The following is a 25,336-nucleotide window of genomic DNA, read 5'->3' on the forward strand; positions in this document are numbered from 1 at the left end:
CCAGCGCTTTACTTCGCGGCCGGGCTGGCCTGCGCGACCGCGGCCCGCAGCGCGTCAGGGCCGAGGTTCTGTAGCGTGGTGTCGCCGACCTTGATCACCGGAACATGGGTCAGACCGGCGGTGATGGCCTGTTGACTGTGATAGGCGACGAACCCGGCATAGCGGCTCGAGTGCACGCAGTCCGCGACGTCCGCACCGGTGACTCCGGCGTCCCCGGCGATCTGGATCAGCTTGTCGTCGGTGAGGCCGGGCCCGTTCTCGGCGGGCTGCGCGTCGAAGAGTCGTTTGCTGAAGTCGGGCCAGGCGCTCTTGTTCGCGACGGCCACGCAGACGCTCGCGTTGGCGGACCGGGAGGAGTAGCGGTCCTCGGACAGCCCGTCGAGGACCGCGACGGTGTCGTAGTCGACCGAAATCGTGCCCGCGGCCAGCATTTCCGTGAGGGTGGGCCCGGTGGTGACCTCGAACTGATGGCAGATCGGGCACTGGAAGTCGGTGGTGACGGTGACCAGCGGTCCCCCGCTACCGAAGTGCAGACGCCCGTCGGGGGTGAAGACCGCGGGCGGTGCGACGGCCTCGGCGGTCTGCTTCTTGTCATTGTGCTTGTGCACCGAGTTGGCGATGACCACCCCGGCCAGCACCAGGATCAGGATGACCGCGCCCACGCTGACGGGGTTGAGCAGGCGGCGTGAGCCGCTCGCTCCGGAGACCTTGCGGCTGCTGCGATTCATCGTCGAACACGCTTCCTTCCGGACACACGGCGAGACAGGCCCATCAGGTAGCCATGATATTGCTGACTGACCCGGAGCCCGCCGGTACCCCGCCGTGTGGCCGGGGGCACATCACGGTTTGACGGTGTCCGCCCGTGGTTGCGGCTGCGGGAAGCGGCTGGCGACCAGATGTTGCTGCGCGAAGGTCCATGCGTTCTGGGTGACGAAATACAGCAGGATCGCGACCGGCATGACCGGGCCGAACATCAGCACGCCGACCGGAAACACCCACTGCGACAACATGTTCATGATGCGGGCCTGCTGTCCGGCAGCCCCGTCCGCGGGCGGCTGCTGCCGGGAGATCGCGGCACGGGCGGTGAAGTGGGTGGAGATGGCGGCGATGACCATCAGCGGAATCGCCACGGCCGCAACGGTACCGAACGACGAACCGGCGGTGCTGAGGGTCGCGGTCAGCGGTGCGCCGAAAAACTTTGCGTGCAGGAAGGATTGCACCTGACCGGTGGAGAACACGTAGTTGGCGACGTTCGGGTCCTTGAACGACCGCAGCACGTGATACAGCCCGATGAAGACCACCGTCTGACCGATGATCGGCAGGAATCCGGTGAGGATATTGACCCCGGCATCCGCCTGTAGCTGCTGGATCGCCGCGGCCTGCTTCTCACGGTCACCGGCGTGCTTCTTCTTGATCTCCTGCATCTTCGGCTGCATCTCGGTCAGCGCGCGGGAGAACTTCAGCTGGGCCATGAACGGGCGGAACAGCAATGCCCGCAGCGTCATGACCAGGAACACGATGGCCAGCACCCAGGCCAGGCCGCTGCTCGCGCCGAGCAGTGCCGCGAAGGCGGTGTGCCACACCCACAGCACCGCGGACACCGGGTAATAGATGAAATCGAGCATGGGGAACCTCACTGCGAGAACGCCCGCGCGACAGAGCGGGCGAAAGGGATTTCAGGGCAGCGGAAGACCCGACCGGAAACGGTCAGGCCGCAACGGTTCCCGGGGCGCGCGGACGCGGACGACCGGCGGTATCGGGGTGACTCTGGCGCAGGAACGCGCCGCGACGGCGACGCCCGGCCGATTCCGGCGGACCGGAGTTGCCGGTGAGCACCAGCAGCGGCCCACGCGCCGACAGCAGCGAGGCGGTGAAGGCGACCAGGGCGGCGGCACCCAGCACCAGCAGCGAATCCGGGGTGACCGCAGTCAGATACAGCACGGCGAAGACGGACACGATCAGCGCGCACACCAGCAGCGCTGTCGATCGGATCCGGGTGACCATGGGCTCGACACTACCCGGATCGGCGGTTTCCGACACGGCGGCGGCCCCGCGAGCATTCGCGAGGCCGCATACCGGTGCGCCCGGCTGTCACTCCGCGACGAGCCGCCGGATGACGATCGGCTCCGCGACGATGCTCTCCAGCACCCCGGCGATGTGCCGGAAGTGGTCGGTCGCGAAGTGGTTCTCCAGCGCGTCCGGTCCGTCCCACTCCTCCACCACGACCATGTGGCCGGGCTCGTTGGGGTTGGAGAACGGCTGGCAGGAGCGGCAACCCGGCTCCGAGAGCGACGGTTCGATCATCGATTCCAGGGCGGTCCGCAGGCGATCCTCGTGACCGGCGGCGGCCCGGAGTTCGGCGACGACGTGCAGGGACATGATTCCTCCAGGCGATGGGACATGCTCGGCCGGAGCGGTTCCGGCGCTGTCCATCACGATCGTCGCGCGCGGGCACGCCAACCAGTGCGGCGTGAGCCTGGGCAGCGCAGGACCAGGCTGCGCCGGGCGAATCTTGGATACTGGGGCCATGACTCTGGATCGACGTGCCGAACTCGGCGAATTCCTGCGCTCCCGCCGGGCCCGGCTGCGTCCGGACGAGGTGGGCCTGATCGATCACGGTGCGCGCCGCCGGGTGCCGGGCCTGCGCCGCGAGGAGCTCGCCCTGCTGGCCGGGGTGAGCGTGGATCACTATGTGCGCCTGGAGCAGGGGCGCAGCCTGCAGTTCTCGGAGTCGGTGCTGGACGCGGTGGCGCGGGCGCTGCGCCTGAATACCGTTGAGCGCGAACACTTCTACCGGCTGGCGCGACCGTGGTCGGGCGAGGAGCCGCCCGCCGAGCAGCTGGTGCGGCCGGGACTGCAACGGTTGCTGGACGCCGCCCACGACGTGCCCGCCTACATCGTCGGGCGCGGGGTGCGGGTGCTGGCCTGGAATCGACTGGCCGCCAACCTGATCACCGATTTCGGCGCGCTGCCGCCGGAACAGCGCGACTTCCTGCACCTGGTGTTCCTCGACGAGGGCGCGAAGGATCTCTACGAGGACTGGGACGACAAGGCCTCCGATACGGTGGCCTATCTGCGCCTGGACGCCGCCCGCAATCCGGGTGATCCGCGCATCGCCGCCCTGATCGACGAAATGAACGCCGAGAGCCCGGAATTCGCCGCCCTGTGGCAGCGGCACGAGCTCAAGGACAAAACCCACGGCCGCCACATCTACCGGCATCCGGTGGTGGGCCGCCTGGAGCTGGGCTTCGAAACCCTGCGCCTGCCCGATGATCCCGATCAGGCCCTGGTCGCGCATCATGTCGAGCCCGGCTCGCCGAGCGCGGACGCCCTGCAACTGCTGGCCAGCCTGTCGGCACCGTCGACCGCGGATCACTAGTCCCCGAAACCGCGGATCATCGAGCCCCGCAACGCAATCGCGCCGCACCGGTGATCCGGTGCGGCGCAATCGATTCAGCGCGTGAAGCGGTACTAGCGGGTGTCGCTGTCGATCTGCAGGTTGCCGTTCCCGGCGTCGATGACCCGCAGGTTGACCGACTTGCTCTTCTGCCCGTAGGTCACGTTGGCGACCGACATGTCCACGGAGCCATCGGCATTGGTGCTGCCGTTGCCGTGCGCTCCGGTGATGGTCGAGTACCGGGTGACCGGGTTGGCGCTCCAGAAGCTGACGAACGCCTGCTGGTTGCCGTACACCTGCTGGGCGGCCGGGGTGAGCAGCGACCAGGCGTCGGCCGGGTTGGAGCCGACCAGGTCGTTGTAGAAGGTCTCGATCATGCCCGCCGCGTCGCCGACGCCGACCGAGCCGGCGCTCTTGGTCTGGCCCAACGAGGTGGTGGGCTTTCCGGCGGACGCCGAGGTGGACGCCTTCACCGACGAGGTGTCGCCGTTGGGCTGGCCGCTGGTGCTGCCACCACCGCCCTGCATCAGCCCGAATGCCACACCGGCCGCCACGACCACGGCCGCGACCAGACCGATCCAGACGAACTTGCGCTTGGATCCGCCTGTGTCCCCGTCGAATTGGGGTGCGGGGGTGGAGCGGGTGGGCGGACCTCCGGCGGCCCGGCGCGGGGGCGGCGTCTCCAGCATGGCCGCAGTCATGGCCCCGGTCGGGATGTCCGCGTTCTCCGAGCCGCGGCGATCCATCTGCCGGGTGGCCGCGCGGTTGGAGTTGCGCGCCGGAGCGCTGGGCGGCGGCGTGTTGTTGCTCGAGCGACGGGCGGCCAGCACCCGGGTGGCCTCGGCATCCGGTCCGAGTTCGGCGAACTCGGCCATGATGTCGCGCACGTCGGTCATGCTCGGCCGGTCCTCCGGCTCGAAGCTGAGCAGGCTCAGCAGCAGATCCGAGAGCGGCCCGGCATTGCGCGGTTCGCTGATCTGTCCGTTGGCGGCCGCGTACAGCAGCGCCAGCGGATTCGGGTTGGTGCCGTAGGGCGGTTCACCCTCGAGCGAGTGAAAGAGGGTGGCGCCCAGGGCGAAGACGTCGGCGGCCGGGGTGGGTTCCGCGCCGCGGGCCACCTCGGGAGCGAGGTAGGCGGCGGTGCCGGAGATGAGCCCGGTGGCCGTCAACGTGACGTCGCCCTTGGACTTGGCGATGCCGAAGTCGGTGATCTTCACCGCGCCGTTGTCACCGAGCAGGATGTTGCCCGGCTTGACGTCGCGGTGCACGATCCCGGCCCGATGGGCGGCGATGAGCGCGGACGCCACCTGTTCGCCGATGCGGGCCACCTGTGGCAGTGGCAGCGTGCCCTGAGCGGACAGCACCACCGCGAGACTCTGCGACGGCAGGTATTCCATGATCAAGCACGGGTCGCCCTCGTGCTCGGTGATGTCGAATACGACGATGGCGTTGGGGTGCTGGAATCGAGCCGCGTTGCGCGCTTCTCGCGCGGCACGCTGCTTCACGATGTCCTTGTCGGCATCCGACAGGGACGGCTGGGTGATGATCTGTTTGATCGCCACGGATCGTTCGAGCCGCTGATCCACGGCTCGCCAGACGACACCAGTGCCGCCGCTACCAATCCGTTCGACCAGGCGGTAGTGCCCTGCGATCACTTGGCCGGTTTCGATGGCACTACTCCGAAGTTCTCCGAGACGACTGTGACAGTGCGGTTGCCCGCGCGTTTCCCCGCACGAGTGTAGCGGTCGCACGGCGTCTGGCCGACGTCAGCGTGAGATATGAGTGATATCTCGGTGAGATCTACGCCGCACTGTCGCGACCACCACGTGACCGATCAGCTGAATTGCCTGCTAGCAGGCCGTATATGACCGCACATAGACCGTGCGGTTTGGTGTGTGTTTGCTCCGTCTCACGACCCGCCCGCAGCTAACTCCGGCGGTTTTCGCACCCCTCAGGCATCGGCGTTGCTCGCCGCGGGCCATTCGGCCCGGGTCAGCTCGGCCGCATCGGCCGCGTCCAGGTCGATGTCGAACACCTCCGCGAGCACCTTGGGCAATTCGGCGGGCTCGAGCACCCGGACCTCACCGGTGCCGTCCGGGTAGGAAGTGGTCCAGGTGAGACCGTCGAGCTGATGATGCGAATCCGGGTGGAAGCGCTGCACGAACGGCCGCATGGTGAACGGTGAACGCGGCGAGGTGGATACGAAGTGATTGCCGACCGCGTAATCGATGCGGTACTGCGGGAGCACGGTGAAGGTGTAGCGGTCGACCCAACCGAGGCGGCCGAACTGGTACAGCGTCCACAACTCGCCGCCGATCGGGTCCGGCTCGCGTTCGAGGCGGAAACGCCATGCGCCGACGGTGAATTCGCCGCGATCCGGGGTCAGCTCGATCGGTTCCAGCGGGCCGGAGCCGAAGCCGACGTCGACCAGCCAGGCCCGATCGTCGTCCGCGGGTAGCACCCGCAGCAGCGAGTGGGTGGCGGGACGCAGCGCGGTCGCGCCCATGGTGACCCGCCCGGACATGCCGGTGAACTCGAACCCGAGGCGCTCGAGCACGGCCGCGAACAGGGTGATGTTCTCGTAACAGTAGCCGCCGCGACGGCGGCGAATCAGCTTGTCCTGCAAGCCCTCCAGATCGAGGGGCACGCCCCGGCCGAGGATGATCTCCAGGTTCTCGAACGGGATGCTGGTGGTGTGCGCCCGCACCAGCTCGCGCAGGGTGGCCAGGGTGGGCACGCGTTCGCCGGTGAACCCGATGCGGTCGAGGTAGGCGTCGAGGTCGATTTCCTCACCCTGCCAGCTGTACGAGGGGTCCTGCGGGTTGCTCATCCGTGCCTCCTGTCGAATACCGATCGGCCTGATCAACCCTATTCGTCCCGAAACTGTTCCGGCGGACCCGACGCCGCCTAGCCTGAATTCATGATCGCGCTGCTGGACCGCCTGCGGCTGTTCAATATTCGCGAGTTCACGACGCACTGGGGGCGGACCGCGGCGTCGATTCTGGTGATGGCGGTGTCGGCGGCGTTCCTGGTCGCGGTCATCGGCATCTCGGGCTCGCTGACCGGTTCCGTGGCCAAGTTGTCGCAGGGGCTCGCGGGCAACGCCGCCCTCGAGGTCTCCGGTGTCACCGATGCCGGGTTCCCGCAGGAGGTCGCGGCCACGGTGGCGGCGGTACCCGGGGTGGCCGCGGCGGTGCCGATGCTGCGCGACTCGGTCGGCCCCGACGACAACCGGTTGCTGGTGCTGGGCGTGGACGGTTCCAGTGCCGCGCTGGACAGCAATCTGAAGGGCGCGGTGCAGGGCGGCGAACTGACCGATCTGCTCAGCGTGCCCAACGGGGTGCTGGCCGGGCCGGGCGCGGGCTTCACCAAAGGTCAAGTGGTGCAGCTGGGTCCGGCGCGGATCACCATCGCGGCCGTGCTGGACGGCAAGCAGCTCGCGTCCATCAACGGCGGCCACTACCTGCTCGCGCCGCTGCCGCTGGCGCAGCGCATCACCAACCGGGTGGGGCAGCTGGATTCGGTGCTGATCGTGGCGAAGCCGAATACCGATGCCGCGCAGCTGAGTTCGGATGTCATCGAGGCCGTCGCGGGACGGGCGCTGGTCGGCACGCCGAGTCTGCGGGCCGCGCAGACCGGCAACGGCATCCTGATGCTGCGGTTCATGGCGTCCATGGGCGCGGCGATCGCGTTCGTGGTGGCGGCGTTCCTCATCTACAACACCATGAGCATGGCGCTGGCCGGGCGGCGGCCGGTGATCTCGATGCTGCGGGCGCTGGGCGGGCAGCGGCAGACCATCGTGCGCGACGTGCTGGCCGAGGCGACGGTGCTGGGTTTGATCGGCGGGGTGATCGGCGGCGGCATCGGAGTTCTGGTGGGCCGCTACGCGATCAGCCTGCTGCCGGGCGCGTTCACGCAGATGACGGACGCGCGCCTGGAATACCTGCTGCCCTGGTACGCGATCCCGGTGGCGGTGGCCGCGGCGGTGTGCACGAACGTGGCGGCCTCCGCGGTGGCGGCACGGCAGGTGTACCGGGTGTCGCCGGTGGAGGCGCTGGCACCGGTCGGGGCGTCGCAGGCGGATGTGGTGTCGCGGCGGCTGCTGATCGGGGCGGGTGCACTCGGCACCGGGCTGGCGGTCGCCACCGTGGTGGTGGCGCGGCTGCATCTGGGGTTGTTCGCCGCTGCCGCGCTGGGTTGCGCGTTCGCGGCGGAAGTCGCCCTGGCCTTCGCGGCGACCGGGCCGATCGTGCGGGTGGCCGGGATGGTGGCGCGGCGGCTGGGTCCGGCCGGGGTGCTCGCCGGGGTGAACATCGATCGCGCGCCGCGGCGGGTGTGGGCGACCTTGATGACGGTCACCATCGCGGTCAGCATGACGATCACCATCACCGGCGCGAACGCCGACGCGGTGCGTTCGGCGCGTGACACTTTCGCCTCCATCGCAGACAACGACGGCTGGGTCAGCGTCACCCCGGAGGACATGGTGCCGACCACGCTGCTGCCGCCGGAGGTCGCGGCGAAGGTGGCGGCGGTGCCCGGTGTGGGCTCGATCGTGCAGGGCCAGTTGGCCTTCGCCACCCTGGCGGGCACCAAAGCCCTGATGTACGGGGTCGAGCCGGGCAGCGACTACTCCATGTTCCGTTCCCTCGACGGTGACACCGCGCGGCGGCTGCTGGCCGGTGAGGGCGTGGTGCTGTCCCGGGATCTGGCTCGCAGCCTGCGGGTTTCGACCGGTGACGAACTGACCGTGCAGACGCCGAGCGGGGAGAAGCGCACCCGTGTACTGAAGACCGTCTCCTACTTCTCGGCGCTGACCGGTACCGCCGCGATCAGCCTGACGCTCATGCGGGACTGGTTCGCGCGCGCCGGGGCCACCACATTGCAGATCCAGGACGCGCCCGGAGCCGATCCGCGCCAGGTGCTTTCGGCGATCAAGGAGGTGGTGCCGCCCGGTGTGCACGTCTACTCCGGGCAGGCGGCGCTGGACGGCGTCAGTCAGGCCATGCAGCAGGGCCTGGTGCTGTCGCGGATCATGCTGGTGATCGTCGCGGTGATCGCGGCCATGTCGCTGCTCAACACACTGACCCTGGCATTACTCGAAAGACGCAGGGAGCTGGGCATTCTGCGCGCGGTCGGGTCGAGTCGCCGGTTCGCGCTGCGCATGGTGCTGGCCGAGGCGGCGGGCATCGGGGTGATGGGCGCGGCGCTGGGTGTGCTGTTCGGGCTGGGCAACCAGTTCCTGTACTCGCTGCTGGCCACCGACCTGATGGGTATCGACGTGAAGTTCCGGCCGGGTCCGCTGCTGGCCGTATTCACGCTCGCCGCACTGGCTTTGAGCCTGCTGGGTTCGATTCCACCGGCGGTGCGCGCGGCCCGGCTCAATATCGTGGACGCCGTCAGCGCCGACTAGGACTGCCCGAAATCAGGCCGCGCACTTGGCGTTCGGCGGGGCCGGGGGCGCGGTGTCGATATTGTGGGCCACGTCGACGAGGTAGTCGTGCCCGCCGAGCGGTTCGGTGCCGAGCAGCAGTCGCTGCACGGCACAGCCGGATTCGAAGAACACCGGGTTGATGCCGTGATCGCCGGGCACCACGTTGCCGCCCAGATCGCGGCCGCTGACCACCGTGTACATCGAGACCGGCTTCCCGGCCAGGGTGAGCGCGGTCCGCATCTCCAGCGACTGGGTGTAGGGGACGAGCGGATCGGCGGTGCCGTGCAGCAGGATCGCCTGCCGCACGTCGATGCGGTTGGCCATCACCACCGGCGATCGGTCCAGATACGCCTGCGGGCAGGTGAGCGGCGTGCAGCCGCCCGCGTCGCGTTCGATCTCGGCGGTGAGTTGCGGTCCGGCGAGCCCGGATTCGAGCCAGGCGGTGATATCGCCCGCGTGCCCGAAGGTGTCGACCCAGTAGTCGTAGGTGCCCGGCGGCGCGTAGGCGGCCGCGAGCCCGCTGGTCACCCCGCCCTGACTCCAACCCCACAGCACGGTCGGCCCGATTCCGGGATGCTCACCGCGATACCACTGGGTGGCCGCGAGGGTGTCGCGCCAGCCGGCCCACACGTTCCACTCCCCCGTGCGCCACACGCCGGTGTCGGAACGCTGATCCATCGTCACCAGCGCCGCACCGGTGGCGCGCACGATGGAACTCATGTAATCGGGGAAATCCGAAGCACTTCCGGCGTGCCCGTGCACCGCCACGATCAGCCCGCGCGCCCCGCCGTCCGGCTCGTACACCCGTCCGGTCGCGGTCTCCCCGTCGACGGTGAGCGTCACGGCCCGCATGGACACCCCGCCCGGATCCGCCGCGCTCTGCGGCATCCCGACCAGGGTCGCGGCGACGATTCCCGCCACCGCACCGACCATCCGCGCAACCCTCCACCGACCGTCCACGCCCCGCATCCTCCCACGGCCCCGCCGTCACCCCGGGTACCCGCGCCGCGATCAAGATCAAGGAGCTGCCGCCGTGAAAATTCGCCCGGATTCGAACGGTGAGAGCTCCTTGATCTTCGTTGGGTGCGGCTAGGATTCGACCATGCGTTCGATGAGTGTCGAGGAGCGGCGGGCTCGGGTCGGGGTGCGGCATCGGCTGGCGGTGGCCGAGCGGGCCGCCGCGGTCGAGGAGGTGGCGCGGTCGATGGTGGTGCTGCATGCCACCGATCCGGCGACCGTTTTTCTCTCGGTGGCGGCGCGGGGTGACGGGATCACGCCGGGGCACATCGAGAAGGCGATCTACGAGGAGCGGACGCTGCTGCGGATGCTGGCCATGCGGCGCACCATGTTCGTGTCCCCGATCGAGACCGTGCCCGCGTTGCAGGGGTCGTGCGCGGACGCGCTGGCGCACAAGCAGCGCAGGACCTATGGGCGCTACCTCGAACAGGCGGGGGCGGTGGACGGGAACATTCTCACCTGGTGGAACGAGGTCGAGGCCGAGACGCATGCGGCGCTGCTGGCGCGCGGGGCCGCGACCGGGGCGCAGCTGGGCAAGGAGGTGCCGCGGCTGCGGACCCAGGTGGATACCGCACCGGGCAAGCCGTATTCGAAGCCGACCAACATCACCACCTGGGTGCTGGTGACGATGGGGTGCGAGGGGCGGATCGTGCGCGGGCGACCCAATGGCAGCTGGTCGAGCAGCCAGTACACCTGGGCGCCGGTCGAATCCTGGCTTCCCGACGGCATTCCCACCCGCACCGCGGACGAGGCGCGAGCGGAGCTGGTGCGGAAGTGGTTGCGCGCCTTCGGCCCGGCCCCGGTGAGCGATATCAAATGGTGGACCGGCTGGACGCTGGGCGAGGTTCGTAAGACATTGGCGCACCTCGAGACCGCCGAGGTGGATCTGGACGGTACGACCGGCCTGGTGCTCGCCGACGATCTGGAACCCACGCCCGCGCCGGAGCCCTGGGTGGCGCTGCTGCCCGCCCTGGATCCGACCCCGATGGGCTGGCAGTCTCGCGACTGGTACCTGGGCCAGCATCAGCCGCGACTGTTCGACACCAATGGCAATGTGGGCCCGACCATCTGGTGCGACGGGCGCATCGTGGGCGGCTGGGCGCAACGCTCCGACGGCGAGATCGTCTGGCGGCTGTTGGAGGACATCGGCGCGGACGCGGAGCGAATGCTGGCGGCGGAGGCGGTGCGGCTGACCGGTTTCTACGGCGACGTCCGCCCGATCCCCCGTTTCCGCACGCCGCTCGAGCGAGAACTCACAGCGTGATCACATGATCGCCGGGAAGTTTCCACCGACCGCTCGGACAATCGACTGTTACTGTCGGCATTGTTACTTTGCACAGTCCGGCCTCGGACGCGGGGGTCCGGGTCCGGGAGTTCTCTCGGAGTGTGTGTCATGGCTTTCTCGAAACCGCTGATCACGCCTGCCGCACCGCGGGCCGCCGGGGATGCTCGCGCGCGGGGTTCCGCGAGCGGATCGGAGCACGACAGTGCCGACGCACAGCACGTGCCGCAGCCCGCGCCCGCGCCGAGGGTGCGAAACGAGTTGCGGGGCGAGGTCTTTCGCGATGCCGCGCTGGGGATCTGCGCGGTGGTGGCGACCGTGGACGGGGCGATCGATCCGGCCATGCGCATGCGGGTCGCCCAGTTGATCGGCGCGCACGAGGTCCTCAACGGGTACTCCGCCGAGGAACTGCGGGATCGGTTCGAGGACAACTGCGCCCGGCTGATCATGGATCCGGCGTTCGGGCACGCCTACGTCATGCAGCAGATCGCCCGCGCCCTCGAGACGCCCGAGCAGACCGGCGAGGTGGTCCGGATCGGTTGTGCGGTCGGGGAATCCGACGGCGCGCTCGGCGCGCACGCCACCGCCGTGCTGGCGGAGGCGTGCCAGGTGTTGCACCTGGACGCCGCCGAATTCCTGCCCGGCCGCTGACCGGTCACATATCCAGGCCGAGGTCCAGCACGGTGACCGAGTGGGTGAGCGCGCCGACCGACAGGTAGTCGACGCCGGTGCCCGCGTACTCGGCGGCCATGTCCAGCGAAAGTCCGCCGGAGGACTCGAGTTTGGTGCGCGGCGAACGAGAGTTGCGGCGCTGCACGGCCGCCTGGGTGGCCCACAGCGGGAAGTTGTCCAGCAGCACCAGTTCCACGTCCTCGGCGAGCACCTCGTCGAGCTGGTCGAGGCTGTCGACCTCGACCTCGCATTCGATATCGGGGTTCAGCTCGCGGACCGCGCGCAGGGCGGCCACCACCGAGCCCGCCGCCACCACGTGGTTGTCCTTGATCAGCGCGGCGTCGCCGAGTCCCATGCGGTGGTTGACGCCGCCGCCGACCCGGACCGCGTACTTCTGTAGCGCGCGCAGTCCCGGAAGGGTCTTGCGGCTGTCGCGGATTCGGCATTCGGTGCCCGCGACGGCGTCCACCCACGCCGAGGTGGCGGTGGCGATGCCGGACAGGTGGCAGACCAGGTTCAGCAGGGTGCGCTCGGCGGTGAGCAGGCCGCGGGTGGGGGCGGCCAGGCTCAGCACGGTGTCGCCGGGCTGCACCCGGGTGCCGTCGGCGACCCGGCCGGTCACCTCGTAGCTGCCCGCGCCCAGTACCTCGTCGAGGACCAGCAGGCCCACGTCGAGTCCGGCGACCGTGCCGGGCTGCCGGGAACCCATGTCCGCCTTGGCGATCGCGTCGGCGGGCACGGTGGCCAGGGTGGTGATGTCGGGGCCGTACCGCAGATCCTCGTCGAGGGCGGTGCGGATGAGCGCGACGATCTCGTCGCGATCGAGTCCGGTGTCGAGGGTCATTACTGCACTCCTTCTTCCGATGTCAGCACGCCGAACGCAGCACGTCGCGAGCCCAGGTGGGGCCCAGGTCGGCGCATTCGGTGACGAGTTTGGGGCGACCGTCCGAACCCAGTCGCACGGCGGTACTGCGGCGCTGTTCCTCGCGCGGCTGCGGGTGGTCGGAGCGGGTGTGGCAGCCGCGGCTCTCGGTCCGTGCCGCCGCCGCGACCAGCAGCGCCCGCGCGGTGAGGGTGAGCGAGGAATCCTCCAGTTCACGGATCAGCGCGGCGGCCGAATCCGGTTGTGCGGCAGTGCCGATCGCCCACTCGACGGTGATGTCGGGGGCGGCGTTGTCGGCGACCAGGCCGACCATGCGCAGGATGGCCGCGCGCAGGCCCTCGCCGTCGCGGACCACCGCCGCGTGCTCGGACATCAACTCCTGCAGCAGCTTCCGATCCGCGCGCGGGAAGCGCAGCGGCCCGACCTCGGTGATCGGAGCCGACACGCCCTGGCGTTCGGCGGCCGCCGCGCCCGCGCGCTCACCGACCACCAGGCCCTCGAGCAGGCTGTTGGAGGCCAGGCGATTCGCGCCGTGCAGTCCGGTGCGGGCCACCTCGCCGGCGGCGTAGAGGCCGGGCACCGTGGTGCGGCCCGCCGTATCGGTGAGGATGCCGCCGCACTGGTAGTGCGCGGCCGGGGCGACCGGGATCAGATCCACCGTGGGATCGATACCCGCCGCCAGGCAGGAGGCGGTGATGGTCGGAAACCGTTGCGCGAAACCCTCGATCGAGCGGCCGTCGAGGTACACGTGGTCGGTGCCGAGCTCGTGCATGCGGGCCGCGATGGCGCGGGAGACCACGTCGCGCGGGGCCAGATCGCCGCGCGGGTGCACGCCCGCGGTCACCGATTCACCCGCCGAGTCGACCAGGATCGCACCCTCGCCGCGCACCGCCTCGCTGATCAGCGGACGGCGGCCGAGACCGCCGGGCGTGAACAGCACGGTCGGATGGAACTGCAGGAACTCGAGATCGGAGATCACGGCCCCGGCCCGCAGCGCCAGCGCGATGCCGTCGGCGGTCGCGCCCGAGGGATTGGTGCTGCACGCGTACAGCTGGCCGAGTCCGCCCGTGGCCAGCAGCACCGCGGGCGTGTGCACGATCCCGAAACCCCGGTCCGACACCGCGATCACGCCGCGCACGCCCTCGGGTCCGGTCACGATGTCGAGCACCGCGGCCCCGAACAGCACCGGCAGCCCGGCGGTGTTGAGCGCCCGCTGCACCTCCGCGCCGGTGGCGTCACCACCGGCGTGGATGATGCGCCGGGTGCTGTGGCCGCCCTCGCGGGTCCGCGACACCTCACCGTCGCGGCCGAGGTCGAACACCGCGCCCAGGTCGGTCAGCGCCGTGACCGCGTGCCGGCCGCCCTCCACGATGGAGCGCACGGCGGCCTCGTCACACAGCCCCGCCCCGGCGATCACGGTGTCCTCGACATGCGATTCCACCGAATCCCCGTGCGGCGCAACGACGGCGATGCCGCCCTGCGCGTACTGGGTCGAGGTGTCGTTGGGGCCGCCCTTGCTGAGGGTCAGCACCCGCAGCCCATGCCGCGACGCCGTGCGGGCGGCGGTCAGTCCCGCCACCCCACCCCCGACCACCACCAGGTCGGCTTCGGCTTCCCACTGGATCGATATGGATGTACTCATCGCCGATCACCCTCTCCGGGCCGCGTAACCGCTATTCCCCGCCGCCCGGGTTGCCGATCTCGATCATGCGCTGCACCGAATTGCGGGCCAGGGCAGCGGTTTCGAGGTCGACGTGCACCTCGTCGCGGTTCTCCACCAGGCAGCGCAGCAGCGCCGCGGGGGTGATCATCTTCATGTACTGGCAGGAGGCGCGGTCGTTCACGGCCTGGAAGTCGATGCCCGGGGCGGCCTTTCGCAGCTGGTGCAGCATGCCGACCTCGGTGGCGACCAGCACCTGGTTCGACTTCGCGGCCTTCGCCGCGTCGATCATGCCGCCGGTGGACAGGATGTGCACCCGGTCGGCCGGGAACTCCCCCGCGCCCGCCAGGTAGAGCGCCGAAGTGGCGCAACCGCATTCGGGGTGCACGAACAGTTCCGCGTCCGGGTGGGTGCGCGCCTGCTCGTTGAGCTCGTCACCGTTGATGCCCGCGTGCACGTGGCACTCGCCCATCCAGATGTGCATGTTCTCGCGGCCGGTGATCCGCTTGACGTGCGCGCCCAGGAACTGGTCCGGCAGGAACAGCACCTCGCGGTCGGGGTCGATCGAGGCGACCACGTCGACGGCGTTGGACGAGGTGCAGCAGATGTCGGTGAGCGCCTTCACCGCCGCGGTCGTGTTCACGTAGGAGACGACCATCGCGTCGGGGTACTCGGCCTTCCAGGCGCGCAGATCCTCGGCGGTGATGGAGTCGGCCAGCGAGCAGCCCGCGCGCTGGTCGGGGATGAGGACCGTCTTGTCCGGGCTGAGGATCTTGGCGGTCTCGGCCATGAAGTGCACGCCGCAGAACACGATGGTGTCCTCGGGCGCCTCGGCCGCGATCCGGGACAGGGCCAGCGAGTCACCGACGTGGTCGGCGATGTCCTGGATCTCCGGCAGCTGGTAGTTGTGCGCCAGGATGGTGGCGTTGCGCTCGCGCGCCAGCCGCTTGATCTCCTGCGCCCATTCGGGGGTGGCATCGACTCCACTGAACCCCGACGGACCGTCCGTGATGCGCTCGGTGAGCGTCAACGTCGCACCTGCAGCCATGTCTGGCTCCTTCTCTCATGCTTCCGGCAACCTCGCCGATTCGCATACAACCGGTTTTCGACTTACAATCGAAAACGTGGCCCATCGTAGCACCATCCACGAAACGCTCACCGCGGTGTTCCAGGTTCGTCGCTTCCCGGAAACCGTCCGTGCAGGTGAGAGCGCTAGAGATCGCGAAAAAAGTGGTACCGGAGCACCGATCAGCCGATCCGGGCGCGCCATTGCGGCCCGTGGACGCGGTAATGATCCGCTCCCCCGCTGCGGACCGGGCGAACGCACGGAACTGGCTGTGCTGCTGTGGGAGCGGGCCCTCGACCCGGCCAAGGGCACCTGGTCGCTGCCGGGCGGCCGGCTGCGCGAGAACGAGGACCTCGACACCTCGGCGGCCCGTCAGCTCGCCGAGAAGGTCGACGTCCGCGAGCTGACCCACCTCGAGCAGGTCTGGGTCTTCAGCGATCCCGACCGCGTCCCCGGCGACCGGCGCATCGCCTCGGCGTATCTGGGCCTGGTGCCGCTGACCGCCGAACCGGAACTGCCCCCGGACACCCGCTGGCATCCGGTCTCGGATCTGCCGGACATGTCCTTCGACCACGGCACCGTCGTGCGGCACGCGCGAAATCGCCTGGCCGCCAAGCTCTCCTACACCAATATCGCGTTCGGGCTCGCGTCGGATACCTTCACCATGTCCACCCTGCGCGAGATCTACTGCGCCGCACTCGGATACGACGTGGACACCACCAACCTCCAGCGAGTCCTGACCCGCCGCAAAGTGATCACCCCGACCGGTGAGACCGCCTCCCCCGGCCGCGCGGGCGGCCGCCCCGCCGCCGTCTACCGCTTCACCGACTCCGAAATCCGCGTCACCGACGAATTCGCCACCTTCCGCCCACCCGCCTGAGCCGATCTCCACCCGGGTTGCGCCCTCGGCCTACGCATCGAAGGAGAACCGAGGGCACGCCGGTCCGTCCGCGGCGGAGAGCCCGGGTCAGGCTCGTGTGAAGCGCAGGGTGACGAGCTGGAAAGGCCTCAGGCGCAGGCGAATTCCCGCCTCCTCGCGGACGGCGTGTGCCGCGTCGGTCAGGGGCCGCTCCAGCAGATCGCAGACCTCGAACCCGGTGATCGGGAAGCCCGGGGCCACCAGTGCCGCGGCGCGGCCGCCGTGGGATTCGTAGACGCGCAGGATCACATCGCCGCTGCCGTCGTCGGCGAGTTTGACGGCGCTGGTCACCACGGCGTCGTCGTCGACGGCGAACAGGGGCTCGACCGCTTCGGCCACTCCGGCGGCGGGGGCGGTCAGGTTGATGCGGTAGCCGTCGCGGACCGCGTCACCGATGGCCGCGCCGGGAATCAGGGTGTGGCGGAAGCGATGTGCGCCGTGGTCGGTGTGCGGATCGGGGAAGCGCGGGGCGCGCAGCAGCGAGGCGCGCAGGGTCGTGGTGGTGCCGCCGTCGGCGCGGACGGCGCGGGTGAGGTCGTGGCCGTAGGTGGAGTCGTTGACCAGTGCGATGCCCCAGCCCGGTTCGGCCAGGTGCACGAAGCGGTGGTTGCAGGCCTCGAATTTCGCCCATTCCCAACTGGTGTTGGTGTGGGTGGGCCGGTAGAGGTGGCCGAACTGGGTTTCGGCGGCGTAACGGTCGGCGTGAATGTCCAGGGGGAAGGCGAGTTTGAGGAATTTCTCGGTCTCGTGCCAGTCGACGGTGGTGTCGATCTCGAGGGCGGGTTCGCCCGGACGCAGGGTGAGGGTCTGCTCGACGGTGGAGCTTCCGAAACTGCGCCGCACCCGGATCACGGGCGTACCCGACGAATCCTTCTCCAGGGCAAGCAGTTCGGTGCTCGTCAGATCGGTGACCCGGTTGCAGTAGAACCGGTCCACGTCCCAGGCATCCCACGAGTTGGGCAGATCCTGGTGTAGCTGCAACAAGTTGGCGGTCGCGCCCGGCGCGAGGGTCTCGCGACCGCTCGCGAGGTCGAGCACCGATACGACCAAGCCCCGCTCGTCCACGTCGACTCGCAGCATGCCGTTGTCGAGCACGAACCCGCCGCCCGCGCGCTCGGTCGCGCTACCCGGTTCGACCCGCGCCACCGGCCCGGCCGCTCCGGCCGCGATCCCGCGCCACGCATGCGGTGCCGGATTGAACAGATTGGGCCCGGGTTCCTCGCCGCCGAGAATCCAGCGCGCCCGCTCGGCGATCCCGGTGAGTTCCTCGGCGACCAGCGCGTAGGTGCGCTCGGCCTCGCGATGCACCCAGGCGATCGAGGAGCCGGGCAGGATGTCGTGGAACTGGTGCAGCAGCACCGTCTTCCAGAGCCGGTCCAGCTGCTCGCGCGGATACTCGAGGCCCTTGCGGAGCGCGGCGGTGGCCGACCACAGTTCGGCCTCGCGCAGCAGGTGCTCACAGCGGCGGTTGCCCTGTTTCGTCTTCGCCTGACTGGCGAGGGTCGCGCGGTGCAGTTCCAGATACAGCTCGCCCACCCACACCGGCGGGTCCGGGTATTCGGCCTGCGCGCGGGCGAAGAAGTCGGCGGGCCGATCCCACCGCACCTTCGGGGAGCCCTCCAGATCGCGCATGCGGGCGGCCTTGGCGATCATCTCGCGGGTCGTCCCGCCGCCGCCGTCACCGTAGCCGGTCGGGGCCAGCGACATCGATGCCCGCCCCTTCTCCTTGAAACTGCGTGCGGCATGGGCGATCTCGCGCCCCTGCATGGAGCAGTTGTAGGTGTCGACGGGCGGGAAGTGGGTGAAGACGCGGGTGCCGTCGACGCCCTCCCACAGGAAGGTGTGATGCGGGAACTGGTTGATCTGACTCCACGAGATCTTCTGTGTCAGCAGCCATTTCGATCCGGCGGCCTTGATGATCTGCGGCAGCCCGGCGGCGAACCCGAAGGTGTCGGGCAGCCAGGCCTCCTCGTTCTCGATGCCGAATTCCTCGAGGAAGAAACGCTTGCCGTGCACGAACTGCCGGGCCATCGCCTCGGAGCCGGGCATATTGGTGTCGGACTCGACCCACATGCCCCCGGCGGGCACGAACCGCCCCTCGGCCACGGCCTGCTTGACCCGCTCGTACACCTCGGGCCGATGCTGTTTGAGGAAATCGTATTGTGCCGCTTGCGACATGGCGTAGATGAAGTCGGGTTCGTCCTCGAGCATGGCGGCCATATTGGCGGTGGTGCGCGCGACCTTGCGGACCGTCTCGCGCAGCGGCCACAGCCACGCGGTGTCGATGTGCGCGTGCCCGACCGCCGACACGGTGTGCGCGGAACCGATGGCCGGCGCGGCGAGCACCCGGGTCAGGCAGGCGCGGGCGGCGGTGGCGCTGCCGTTCACGTCACGCAGGTCGATGGCGTCGAGGGCGCGTTCGATGGCCCGCACGATGTCGTAGCGGCGGGCGGGATCCTCCGGCATCTCGTGCATGAGCTCGCCGAGGACCTCGAGGTCCTGCACCAGCTGCCACACCTCCTCGTCGAACACGGCCAGATCCATGCGCCCCAGCCGATACAGCGGATCGGTTCCGGCAGTGGACTTCTCGCCGAGCCCGGTCGGGCCGAAGAACGACAGCGACGGATTGGAAGCCGCCTCGACATGCAGCAGCACGGGTTCCCCGCCGATCGCGGGCGCGGCAATGCGCACCCACTGGCTGCGCGGATGCAGACCCTTCACCGGCGACCCGTCGGGCCGGTAAATCAGTCCCTCGCACTGGAATCCGGTCATGCCGGTGTCGAAGCCGAGGTCGATGATCGCCTCGACGGTGCGGCCCGACCATTCGGCGGGCACGGTCCCCTCGACGGTGAGCCAACTGGTCCCCCACGGCGCGCCCCACCGGTCGCCCGGGGACACCGGCGTGCGCGGCGCGGCCAATCCCTCGGCGACCGGGACCGGTTCGTCCGGGGCCACCCACATCGAGGCGGTCATGGGCACCGACTCCGGATAGATCGCGGGGACGATGCGTTCGGACAGCACCCGCCCCAGCCGGTCTTCGATCAGTCGACGGTCGTCGTGCATCGCGGTGGCTCCCATCGGCCGCAGTCGAGGTCGATATCCGACCTCATTCTCCGGTACTGCGGGAGTTTTCGCGGGCACCACCGGCAGCGGGTTGCGGAGCGCGGATGACCCGGGCGGCCGGCAGATCGGCGCGGGCGGCGCTCATCGGCCGGCGAGTCGGGACGTGCCGGAAACCGATCGCGCCGGGCGCGGGTCAGTCGGCCGGGCGGTTGCGGTGTTTGGTGCCGCGCTTGTACTTGCGGCCGCTCGGAATGGGCTGTGCCGCATTGGATCTGCGCAGGGCGTGGCGCTGACGCCAGGCCGCGAGGTCGGGCCGCTCGGCGGGCGCGGTGGCGTCCGGTGCGGTGGCTTTCATGGTGTCCCCCGAGGTGATCCGTGGTCGTGAACTCGACCACGGTAAGGGGTGCAACACCCGGACTCCAGTGATTATTGCGGGGACTCGAAGGGGACGACCGGGCCGTTGGGCTGGCCGCCGCCGTTCGCGCCGGGGTAGGGGCCGAAGCTGATGGCCGAGCCGTACTGGGCGGGGGCGACGGTCTCCGGGGCGGGGCGCGGTCCGCCGAAGGGCTGGTACTCGCCGGTGCCGAGATCGTCGGAGGTGCTCAGCGCCGCGAGGATCAGGACCACGACCGCGGCGGCCAGGGGCTGCACGATGAGGGCGGCCCAACCCTCCACGGAGGGTGCGAATTCCACGATGGTGTGCACCGGCGGATGTGCGGGGCGGGTGTGCAGTTGTTCGGCGACCGCCTCGCCGACGATCTTCATCAGCGCCGCGCCCGCCAGCGAACCCAGCAGGATGCCGAGCAGCAGCACCGGGCCGCGGGCCCGACGCCACCGCCAGGCGGCCGTCGTGCCGACGACACCGATCACGATGCCGATCAACACGAAAATGGCGAGAGCATCGAAACGATGAATGCTCTCGCCGGTCAGGGCGGCGCCGCGATCGGGTTCCACCACCACGAGCTGTTCGGCCGGGGCCAGCAGCGCCCACACCACCCCGGCGGCCGCGCCGAGCGCGGCGAGGGCGGCCAGCACCACCGCCGCCGCGCGACCCTCCCGACGCAGGACGTCGGGACGTAGTCCGCCCGGTTCGGCGGCGAATGCCGTTGCCACTAGCGGTGTTCCAGGCTCGTGGAGTCGAGCACCCCGTGCCGCGAGCACTTGGCCCACCAGCCGTCGGGGCTCACCTGCACGATCATTCGCCGCCCGCACTGCTCACAGAACCGCGGCGGTTCCAGTCCCAGTGCGGCGGCGGCCGGTACCGAGTCCTCGAGACCCGGCACGATCCGCTTCCCCGTGAACGGGTTGTAGCGCTCCTCGATGTCCACGACCACCTCGATCGAATCCTTCGTGTCAATTGGGTGCAGACGTGCTGCGCGGGACCGTACCGCCAAAGTACCGGTTTTCCCTAACCCGGAGAGCTCAGAGGGTTTCGTTGAGGGCCTTGATCGGCATCTTGAGCTCGCCGAGCAAGTCCAGGTCGGCTTCGGCGGGTCGCCCCAAGGTGGTCAGGTAGTTGCCGACGATGACGGCGTTGATGCCGCCGAGGATGCCCTGCTTGGCGCCGAGGTCGCCGAGGGTTATCTCGCGACCGCCCGCGAAGCGCAGGATGGTGCGCGGCAACGCGAGCCGGAAGGCGGCGACGGCACGCAGCGCGTCGGCGGCGGGCAGCACCTCGAGGTCGCCGAAGGGGGTGCCCGGGCGCGGGTTGAGGAAGTTCAGCGGCACCTCGTCGGGCTCCAGCGACGCCAGGTCGGCCGCGAATTCCGCACGCTGTTCCAGGGATTCGCCCATGCCGAGGATGCCGCCGCAGCAGACCTCCATGCCGGCCTCGCGCACCATGCGCAGGGTCTCCCAGCGCTCGTCGTAGGTGTGGGTGGTGACCACGTTCGGGAAATGCGAACGCGCGGTCTCCAGGTTGTGGTTGTAGCGGTGCACGCCCATGGCGGCCAGCTGGTTGACCTGATCCTGGTTGAGCATGCCCAGCGAGCAGGCGACCTGGATGTCGACCTCGTTGCGGATGGCCTCGACGCCCGCGGCGACCTGAGCCATCAGGCGCTCGTCCGGTCCGCGAACCGCTGCCACGATGCAGAATTCGGTCGCGCCGGTCTTGGCGGTCTGCTTGGCGGCCTCGACGAGCGAGGGGATGTCGAGCCAGGCGGCGCGCACCGGGGACTGGAAAAGACCGGACTGCGAACAGAAGTGGCAGTCCTCGGGGCAGCCGCCGGTCTTGAGCGAGATGATGCCCTCGACCTCGACCTCGGGACCGCACCACTTCATGCGGACGTCGTGGGCCAGGCCGAGCAGTTCCTCGAGCCGGTCGTCGCCGAGGCGCAGCACCTCGAGGGTCTGGTCCTGGGTCAGGCCGATGCCGCGCTCGAGCACCTGCTCACGGGCTACAGCGAGGATGTCGCCCTCGGCTGCGGTGTCGGCTGCGGTGGTGACGGCTGCCTGGGTCATTGCGCCTGAATCCCTTCATCCGGCCGGTGTGGCCGAGCAACTTGAACGGTGTTCAGGGTAGGCTAGCAGCCCAGAACGTGAGCCGGAACACGAGAGGGTCGGGTTTTTCAGTGCAACTCCATCGCACGGACGTGGTCGACGGGGCCATCGCCATTCTCGACCAGTACGGTCTGGCGGACCTCACCATGCGGCGTCTGGCCACCTCCCTGCACGTCCAGCCCGGTGCGCTGTACTGGCACTTCCCCAACAAGCAGGCGCTGCTGGGCGCGGTCGCCGACCGCATCCTCGCGCCCATGGACGAACCCGTCGAAGCCGACGAATGGTCCAAGCAGCTCACCGAATTGGCGCATCGGCTGCGCTCGTGCCTGCTGGCCTACCGCGACGGCGCCGAGCTGGTCTCGAGCACCTACGCCTCCCGCCTCACCACCAGCAAGGGCCGGGAACGCTTGGCCAGCGCCGCGATTCGCGCGGGCATGACCCGCGAGGAAGCCGAACTCGCCGCCTTCACCCTGCTCTACTACGTGCTCGGCCAGACCGTGGACGAGCAGTCGCGCATCCAAATGGATTCCGCCGGAGCACTTATCGAGGAGCACTCCCCCCTCTACGACACTCCGGACGCCACCGCGCGTTTCGACTTCGGCCTGCAACTGTTCGTCAGCGGCGTCCGTCACCTGCTCGGCACCCGCATCCGCTGAACCTCGAATCACACTGGCCTGCCCCGGCTTTCGAGGCCGGGGCAGGCTTGCGGTGGCGCACGCCTTACGAGGCGTCATCGGCGACGAGCACGACTTTGCCGGTGACGGTGTGCGATTCGGCCAGCGCGAGGGCGCGGCCCGCCTCGCTGAGCGGGATGCGGGCGGCGATCTGCGGGGTGAGTTCGCCGCGGGCGGCCAGTTCGAGCACCGCGCCGAGGTCGGCGGCGAGCTGAGCGCGGAAGCGAGCGGGACGACGCTGCCCGGCCCAGATGTTGAAGAAGTGCGCGGAACGCTTGTTGGGCAGCACATTCCACAGCGCCAGGCGGGCGAAGAGCTTCAGGACGGGCAGCCGCGAATTGCCTTCCTCGTCCTTGGTGGAGGCGCTGCCATAGGCGACCAGGGTGCCGCCGGGAGCCAGCATCGCGAAGGAGTCCACCGCGCTCTGCCCGCCGAGGTGATCGAAGACCGCGGCAACGCCTTCGGGGGCGATGGCACGGACCTGGGCGGAGACGTCGCCCCGGTAGTCCACCGGGATCGCGCCGAGTGCCCGGACCTTGTCGGCGTTGGCCGCCGAGGCGGTGCCGATCACCCGAATGCCCGCCGCGAGGGCCAACTGCACCAGCGTGCTGCCCACGCCGCCGTTCGCGCCGTGCACCAGGATCGTCTGCCCGGCAGCGGTTTTCGCGATCCGGTGCAGCATCTGCCAGGCGGTGATGCCGTTGACCACGAAGGTCTCGGCGGCGTCGGCGGGCAGGGCGTCGGGGACCGGGACCAGATCGGCGGTGTCGAGCAGGGCGTGGCTGGCCCAGCCGCCGGTCTTGGTCAGCGCGGCCACCCGGCGGCCGAGCAGCCCGGTGTCCTCGGGCGAACCAACGGCGGTCACCTCGCCGACCAGGTCGTAGCCGGGGACGAAGGGGAAGGCGGGCTGGTCGTAGTACTTGCCGCGGCGCATCTGCTGTTCGGCGAAGGAGACGCCGCTGGCCTCGACGCGGATCAGCGCCTGTCCGGCGGCCGGGGCCGGGAGTTCGCGGCGGGTGACGAGCAGTTCATCGGGTTCGACGCGGCCCGGGAGGACGATCTGGGTGGCGGTGGTGGTCGAGGCGGTGGAGTTCATGGTCTCTGCCTTCCTGGTGAGTGATTGGTCAGTCACTCGATGGGTGAAAAGAAAGCCCCTGAGCCAGGGGCCACGAAAAGGTCAGTGCGCGTTGGGATGCCGGATACCGGCGGTCAGGATGGCGGCCCAGCCGCCGTCGATGCCGTCGAGACCGAGCGTGGTGATCAGGTGGCACAGCTGCCCGAAGGCCATGAAGTGCTGCACCTGCGCGTCGGTCGCGCCGGAACGGGTCTTGGCGTAGTCGGTGACGCGCTGCAATCCGGCCCGCACGGCTCCCGCGATGTCCGGGACATCGGCGGCGGACAGTGCGTGCACCTGCAGCATGAGCAGACTCTTGTCGGCGATCAATTCCGCGTAGGCGCCGCCCATTTCGTGCAGCACCCGCTCCGGATCGGCGTCCGGAACCCGGGCCGCACCGGTGGCGAGGGACTGTTCCACGCGTTCGAAGCAGCGATCGAGCGTGGCCACGAAGAGCTCGACCTTGCTCGGGAACAGCTTGAACACGTAGGCGGGCGAGATGCCCGCGGCCACGGCGACCGTATTGATCGGGGTGCCGTGGTAGCCCGACTTGGCGAACTCCACGATCGCCGCGTCCAGTACCGCGTCACGCCGTATGTCCGAGGTGGAGAGGAGGATGCCCCGTTTGCTCATGTGAGTGACTGTACACTCACTCTTTCGGGCAGCGCAACCCCACTGCCGATCGAGGTCGCGGCCCACCCCGGAAACCGCTGCTCACAGCGGCCGGAAATCACGCTGACCGCCCGGATCCGGTGCCTCCGAGACGATTCCACCGAGCGCCGCGCGCAGCGCCGCGACCTGCTCGGGCCCGGCCCGCTCGATCAGCCGCCGCTCGTAGTCGGCATGGAAAGCCCGCACCGCGCCCAGGAATTCGTTCCCGCGCTCGGACAGGTGCAGCAGTTTGGCGCGCTTGTCGGCCGGATCGGGGCGGCGTTCCACATACCCCGCGCGCACCATCTCGTCGACCACCTTGGCCGCGCCCTGCGCGGTGATCCCGAGCTGTTCGCCCAGTTGGCTTGCGGTGAGCGGCTTTTCAGCGAGGGCGCGGAAGACGAAGCCGTAGGACGCACCGAGCACCTCGTGCCCGCGCGCGGCCAGCTCGGCGTGCAGCTCGCGGACGAACGTCTGATACGCCTGCCCGAGCAGGATGCCGAAATCCATCCTTGACTCTCCTCTCGTCGATATGTTCAACTCTAGTTGTACACCGAAGTTGAACACCTTGGTTGAAGATCTGGAGTCACAGCATGCCACTCATCAAATCGGCCGACGCACCCACCTTCGCCGGACCGCGCATGATCGCCGTCGGACTGGCCGCGCCCAGCCGCGGTTCCACCGAGAACAGCGTCTGGCGCTTCACCCTCGAACCCGGCAGCGCCGGACACCAGCACGCGGTGTCGCGGGAGGAGATCTTCATCGCGCTCTCGGGCAGCGCCCGCGCCACCATCGCCGGTGAGGTCCACGACTTCCGGGCGGGCGACGCCCTGGTGGTGCCCGCCGACACCCTCTTCGACCTGGCCGTGCCCGGCGACGAACCGTTCGAGGCGGTCGCCATCCTGCCGGTCGGCGCGTTCGCCCAGTCCCCCGGCCAGGATCCGATCAGCCCGCCCTGGGCTCAATAGCCGACTCGCACAATCCATTTCACGAACCACTCAGCTTTTC

The 25,336-nt window shown here is 69.5% G+C and carries 25 protein-coding genes; 7 read left to right on the forward strand and 18 right to left on the reverse strand.

Going from position 1 to position 25,336, the window contains the following annotated elements; translation table 11 throughout:
* Positions 1-8: 8 nt before the first annotated feature.
* The 4 genes from OG300_RS19260 to OG300_RS19275 all read right to left on the reverse strand — a co-directional run bounded on the left by OG300_RS19260 (position 9) and on the right by OG300_RS19275 (position 2,379).
* On the reverse strand, positions 9-728 hold the full coding sequence (locus OG300_RS19260) for a DsbA family protein (RefSeq protein ID WP_405497867.1): 720 nt from the start codon (positions 726-728) through the stop codon (positions 9-11).
* 111 nt (positions 729-839) lie between these two features.
* Complete coding sequence (gene yidC / locus OG300_RS19265) at positions 840-1,625, reverse strand: membrane protein insertase YidC (RefSeq protein ID WP_405497869.1); 786 nt, start codon at positions 1,623-1,625, stop codon at positions 840-842.
* Positions 1,626-1,707: 82 nt separating this feature from the next.
* Positions 1,708-2,004, reverse strand: a complete 297-nt coding sequence (locus OG300_RS19270; RefSeq protein WP_405497871.1) for a DUF6412 domain-containing protein — start codon at positions 2,002-2,004, stop codon at positions 1,708-1,710.
* 87 nt (positions 2,005-2,091) lie between these two features.
* Positions 2,092-2,379, reverse strand: a complete 288-nt coding sequence (locus OG300_RS19275) for a putative quinol monooxygenase (protein WP_405497872.1) — start codon at positions 2,377-2,379, stop codon at positions 2,092-2,094.
* Between the two features lie 148 nt (positions 2,380-2,527).
* Between OG300_RS19275 and OG300_RS19280 the strand changes: the two genes are divergently transcribed.
* The gene (locus OG300_RS19280) at positions 2,528-3,379 is read left to right on the forward strand and encodes a helix-turn-helix transcriptional regulator (RefSeq protein ID WP_405497874.1); all 852 of its coding nucleotides are present in this window, start codon (positions 2,528-2,530) and stop codon (positions 3,377-3,379) included.
* A gap of 92 nt (positions 3,380-3,471) precedes the next feature.
* On the opposite strand, the gene OG300_RS19285 is transcribed toward OG300_RS19280, so the two are convergent.
* Both OG300_RS19285 and OG300_RS19290 read right to left on the reverse strand, forming a co-directional pair.
* Positions 3,472-5,052 (reverse strand): serine/threonine-protein kinase, encoded by a 1,581-nt coding sequence (locus OG300_RS19285; RefSeq protein ID WP_405497876.1) that lies wholly within the window; start codon positions 5,050-5,052, stop codon positions 3,472-3,474.
* A 296-nt stretch (positions 5,053-5,348) separates the two neighbouring features.
* Positions 5,349-6,227 carry an arylamine N-acetyltransferase gene (locus OG300_RS19290; RefSeq protein WP_405497878.1) on the reverse strand — a complete coding sequence of 293 codons (879 nt, stop codon included), beginning with the start codon at positions 6,225-6,227 and terminating at the stop codon, positions 5,349-5,351.
* A 90-nt stretch (positions 6,228-6,317) separates the two neighbouring features.
* Here OG300_RS19290 and OG300_RS19295 point away from each other — a divergent pair, with 90 nt between their 5' ends.
* Positions 6,318-8,807 (forward strand): FtsX-like permease family protein, encoded by a 2,490-nt coding sequence (locus OG300_RS19295; protein WP_405497879.1) that lies wholly within the window; start codon positions 6,318-6,320, stop codon positions 8,805-8,807.
* 12 nt (positions 8,808-8,819) lie between these two features.
* Here the strand turns inward: OG300_RS19295 and OG300_RS19300 are convergent, their stop codons facing one another.
* On the reverse strand, positions 8,820-9,788 hold the full coding sequence (locus tag OG300_RS19300) for an alpha/beta hydrolase family protein (protein WP_405497881.1): 969 nt from the start codon (positions 9,786-9,788) through the stop codon (positions 8,820-8,822).
* 142 nt (positions 9,789-9,930) lie between these two features.
* On the opposite strand from OG300_RS19300, the gene OG300_RS19305 reads away from it, so the two are divergent.
* Positions 9,931-11,109, forward strand: coding sequence for a winged helix DNA-binding domain-containing protein (locus OG300_RS19305; RefSeq protein ID WP_405497883.1), 1,179 nt, complete (start codon positions 9,931-9,933; stop codon positions 11,107-11,109).
* A 129-nt stretch (positions 11,110-11,238) separates the two neighbouring features.
* Complete coding sequence (locus OG300_RS19310) at positions 11,239-11,778, forward strand: tellurite resistance TerB family protein (RefSeq protein ID WP_405497885.1); 540 nt, start codon at positions 11,239-11,241, stop codon at positions 11,776-11,778.
* A gap of 4 nt (positions 11,779-11,782) precedes the next feature.
* On the opposite strand, the gene nadC is transcribed toward OG300_RS19310, so the two are convergent.
* From nadC to nadA, 3 genes are read right to left on the reverse strand one after another with little or no spacing between them, the layout of a single operon-like run.
* Entirely contained in the window at positions 11,783-12,643 is an 861-nt protein-coding gene (nadC, locus tag OG300_RS19315; protein ID WP_405497887.1) for a carboxylating nicotinate-nucleotide diphosphorylase, read from the reverse strand.
* A gap of 22 nt (positions 12,644-12,665) precedes the next feature.
* Positions 12,666-14,324 (reverse strand): L-aspartate oxidase, encoded by a 1,659-nt coding sequence (locus OG300_RS19320; RefSeq protein WP_405497889.1) that lies wholly within the window; start codon positions 14,322-14,324, stop codon positions 12,666-12,668.
* A 31-nt stretch (positions 14,325-14,355) separates the two neighbouring features.
* Entirely contained in the window at positions 14,356-15,390 is a 1,035-nt protein-coding gene (gene nadA / locus OG300_RS19325; RefSeq protein WP_405497891.1) for a quinolinate synthase NadA, read from the reverse strand.
* Between the two features lie 76 nt (positions 15,391-15,466).
* Here nadA and OG300_RS19330 point away from each other — a divergent pair, with 76 nt between their 5' ends.
* Positions 15,467-16,288 carry an NUDIX domain-containing protein gene (locus OG300_RS19330; protein WP_405497893.1) on the forward strand — a complete coding sequence of 274 codons (822 nt, stop codon included), beginning with the start codon at positions 15,467-15,469 and terminating at the stop codon, positions 16,286-16,288.
* Between the two features lie 87 nt (positions 16,289-16,375).
* On the opposite strand, the gene OG300_RS19335 is transcribed toward OG300_RS19330, so the two are convergent.
* The 5 genes from OG300_RS19335 to bioB all read right to left on the reverse strand — a co-directional run bounded on the left by OG300_RS19335 (position 16,376) and on the right by bioB (position 21,850).
* Positions 16,376-19,390, reverse strand: a complete 3,015-nt coding sequence (locus OG300_RS19335; RefSeq protein ID WP_405498596.1) for an alpha-mannosidase — start codon at positions 19,388-19,390, stop codon at positions 16,376-16,378.
* A gap of 193 nt (positions 19,391-19,583) precedes the next feature.
* Positions 19,584-19,745 (reverse strand): hypothetical protein, encoded by a 162-nt coding sequence (locus OG300_RS19340; protein WP_405497895.1) that lies wholly within the window; start codon positions 19,743-19,745, stop codon positions 19,584-19,586.
* A gap of 71 nt (positions 19,746-19,816) precedes the next feature.
* Positions 19,817-20,503, reverse strand: coding sequence for a DUF2567 domain-containing protein (locus OG300_RS19345; protein WP_405497897.1), 687 nt, complete (start codon positions 20,501-20,503; stop codon positions 19,817-19,819).
* Positions 20,503-20,718: a hypothetical protein gene (locus OG300_RS19350; RefSeq protein WP_405498597.1), complete on the reverse strand. Its 216-nt coding sequence runs from the start codon at positions 20,716-20,718 to the stop codon at positions 20,503-20,505. The genes OG300_RS19345 and OG300_RS19350 overlap by 1 nt, the downstream gene beginning before the upstream one ends.
* A gap of 94 nt (positions 20,719-20,812) precedes the next feature.
* Positions 20,813-21,850: a biotin synthase BioB gene (gene bioB, locus OG300_RS19355; RefSeq protein ID WP_405497899.1), complete on the reverse strand. Its 1,038-nt coding sequence runs from the start codon at positions 21,848-21,850 to the stop codon at positions 20,813-20,815.
* 110 nt (positions 21,851-21,960) lie between these two features.
* Between bioB and OG300_RS19360 the strand changes: the two genes are divergently transcribed.
* Positions 21,961-22,545 (forward strand): TetR/AcrR family transcriptional regulator C-terminal domain-containing protein, encoded by a 585-nt coding sequence (locus tag OG300_RS19360; RefSeq protein WP_405497901.1) that lies wholly within the window; start codon positions 21,961-21,963, stop codon positions 22,543-22,545.
* 64 nt (positions 22,546-22,609) lie between these two features.
* Here the strand turns inward: OG300_RS19360 and OG300_RS19365 are convergent, their stop codons facing one another.
* From OG300_RS19365 to OG300_RS19375, 3 genes are all read right to left on the reverse strand, one after another.
* A complete protein-coding gene (locus OG300_RS19365) occupies positions 22,610-23,659 on the reverse strand; it encodes a medium chain dehydrogenase/reductase family protein (RefSeq protein WP_405497903.1) in 1,050 nt (349 codons plus the stop codon).
* Between the two features lie 81 nt (positions 23,660-23,740).
* Positions 23,741-24,310, reverse strand: a complete 570-nt coding sequence (locus tag OG300_RS19370) for a TetR/AcrR family transcriptional regulator (protein WP_405497905.1) — start codon at positions 24,308-24,310, stop codon at positions 23,741-23,743.
* An 81-nt stretch (positions 24,311-24,391) separates the two neighbouring features.
* Positions 24,392-24,838: a MarR family winged helix-turn-helix transcriptional regulator gene (locus OG300_RS19375; RefSeq protein ID WP_405497907.1), complete on the reverse strand. Its 447-nt coding sequence runs from the start codon at positions 24,836-24,838 to the stop codon at positions 24,392-24,394.
* An 83-nt stretch (positions 24,839-24,921) separates the two neighbouring features.
* Between OG300_RS19375 and OG300_RS19380 the strand changes: the two genes are divergently transcribed.
* The gene (locus OG300_RS19380; protein ID WP_405497909.1) at positions 24,922-25,296 is read left to right on the forward strand and encodes a cupin domain-containing protein; all 375 of its coding nucleotides are present in this window, start codon (positions 24,922-24,924) and stop codon (positions 25,294-25,296) included.
* Positions 25,297-25,336 lie beyond the last annotated feature (40 nt).

The organism is Nocardia sp. NBC_00511 (genome assembly GCF_045161165.1).
Taxonomy (GTDB): domain Bacteria; phylum Actinomycetota; class Actinomycetes; order Mycobacteriales; family Mycobacteriaceae; genus Nocardia.

Coding starts and splice junctions, on each gene's coding strand:
- OG300_RS19270 (WP_405497871.1), bottom strand. CDS start 2,004: ATGGTCACCCGGATCCGATCGACAGCGCTGCTGGTGTGCGCGCTGATC.
- yidC (WP_405497869.1), bottom strand. CDS start 1,625: ATGCTCGATTTCATCTATTACCCGGTGTCCGCGGTGCTGTGGGTGTGG.
- nadA (WP_405497891.1), bottom strand. CDS start 15,390: ATGGCTGCAGGTGCGACGTTGACGCTCACCGAGCGCATCACGGACGGT.
- OG300_RS19335 (WP_405498596.1), bottom strand. CDS start 19,390: ATGCACGACGACCGTCGACTGATCGAAGACCGGCTGGGGCGGGTGCTG.
- OG300_RS19340 (WP_405497895.1), bottom strand. CDS start 19,745: ATGAAAGCCACCGCACCGGACGCCACCGCGCCCGCCGAGCGGCCCGAC.
- OG300_RS19365 (WP_405497903.1), bottom strand. CDS start 23,659: ATGAACTCCACCGCCTCGACCACCACCGCCACCCAGATCGTCCTCCCG.
- OG300_RS19370 (WP_405497905.1), bottom strand. CDS start 24,310: ATGAGCAAACGGGGCATCCTCCTCTCCACCTCGGACATACGGCGTGAC.
- OG300_RS19260 (WP_405497867.1), bottom strand. CDS start 728: ATGAATCGCAGCAGCCGCAAGGTCTCCGGAGCGAGCGGCTCACGCCGC.
- OG300_RS19375 (WP_405497907.1), bottom strand. CDS start 24,838: ATGGATTTCGGCATCCTGCTCGGGCAGGCGTATCAGACGTTCGTCCGC.
- nadC (WP_405497887.1), bottom strand. CDS start 12,643: ATGACCCTCGACACCGGACTCGATCGCGACGAGATCGTCGCGCTCATC.
- bioB (WP_405497899.1), bottom strand. CDS start 21,850: ATGACCCAGGCAGCCGTCACCACCGCAGCCGACACCGCAGCCGAGGGC.
- OG300_RS19280 (WP_405497874.1), top strand. CDS start 2,528: ATGACTCTGGATCGACGTGCCGAACTCGGCGAATTCCTGCGCTCCCGC.
- OG300_RS19275 (WP_405497872.1), bottom strand. CDS start 2,379: ATGTCCCTGCACGTCGTCGCCGAACTCCGGGCCGCCGCCGGTCACGAG.
- OG300_RS19310 (WP_405497885.1), top strand. CDS start 11,239: ATGGCTTTCTCGAAACCGCTGATCACGCCTGCCGCACCGCGGGCCGCC.
- OG300_RS19320 (WP_405497889.1), bottom strand. CDS start 14,324: ATGAGTACATCCATATCGATCCAGTGGGAAGCCGAAGCCGACCTGGTG.
- OG300_RS19305 (WP_405497883.1), top strand. CDS start 9,931: ATGCGTTCGATGAGTGTCGAGGAGCGGCGGGCTCGGGTCGGGGTGCGG.
- OG300_RS19380 (WP_405497909.1), top strand. CDS start 24,922: ATGCCACTCATCAAATCGGCCGACGCACCCACCTTCGCCGGACCGCGC.
- OG300_RS19290 (WP_405497878.1), bottom strand. CDS start 6,227: ATGAGCAACCCGCAGGACCCCTCGTACAGCTGGCAGGGTGAGGAAATC.
- OG300_RS19295 (WP_405497879.1), top strand. CDS start 6,318: ATGATCGCGCTGCTGGACCGCCTGCGGCTGTTCAATATTCGCGAGTTC.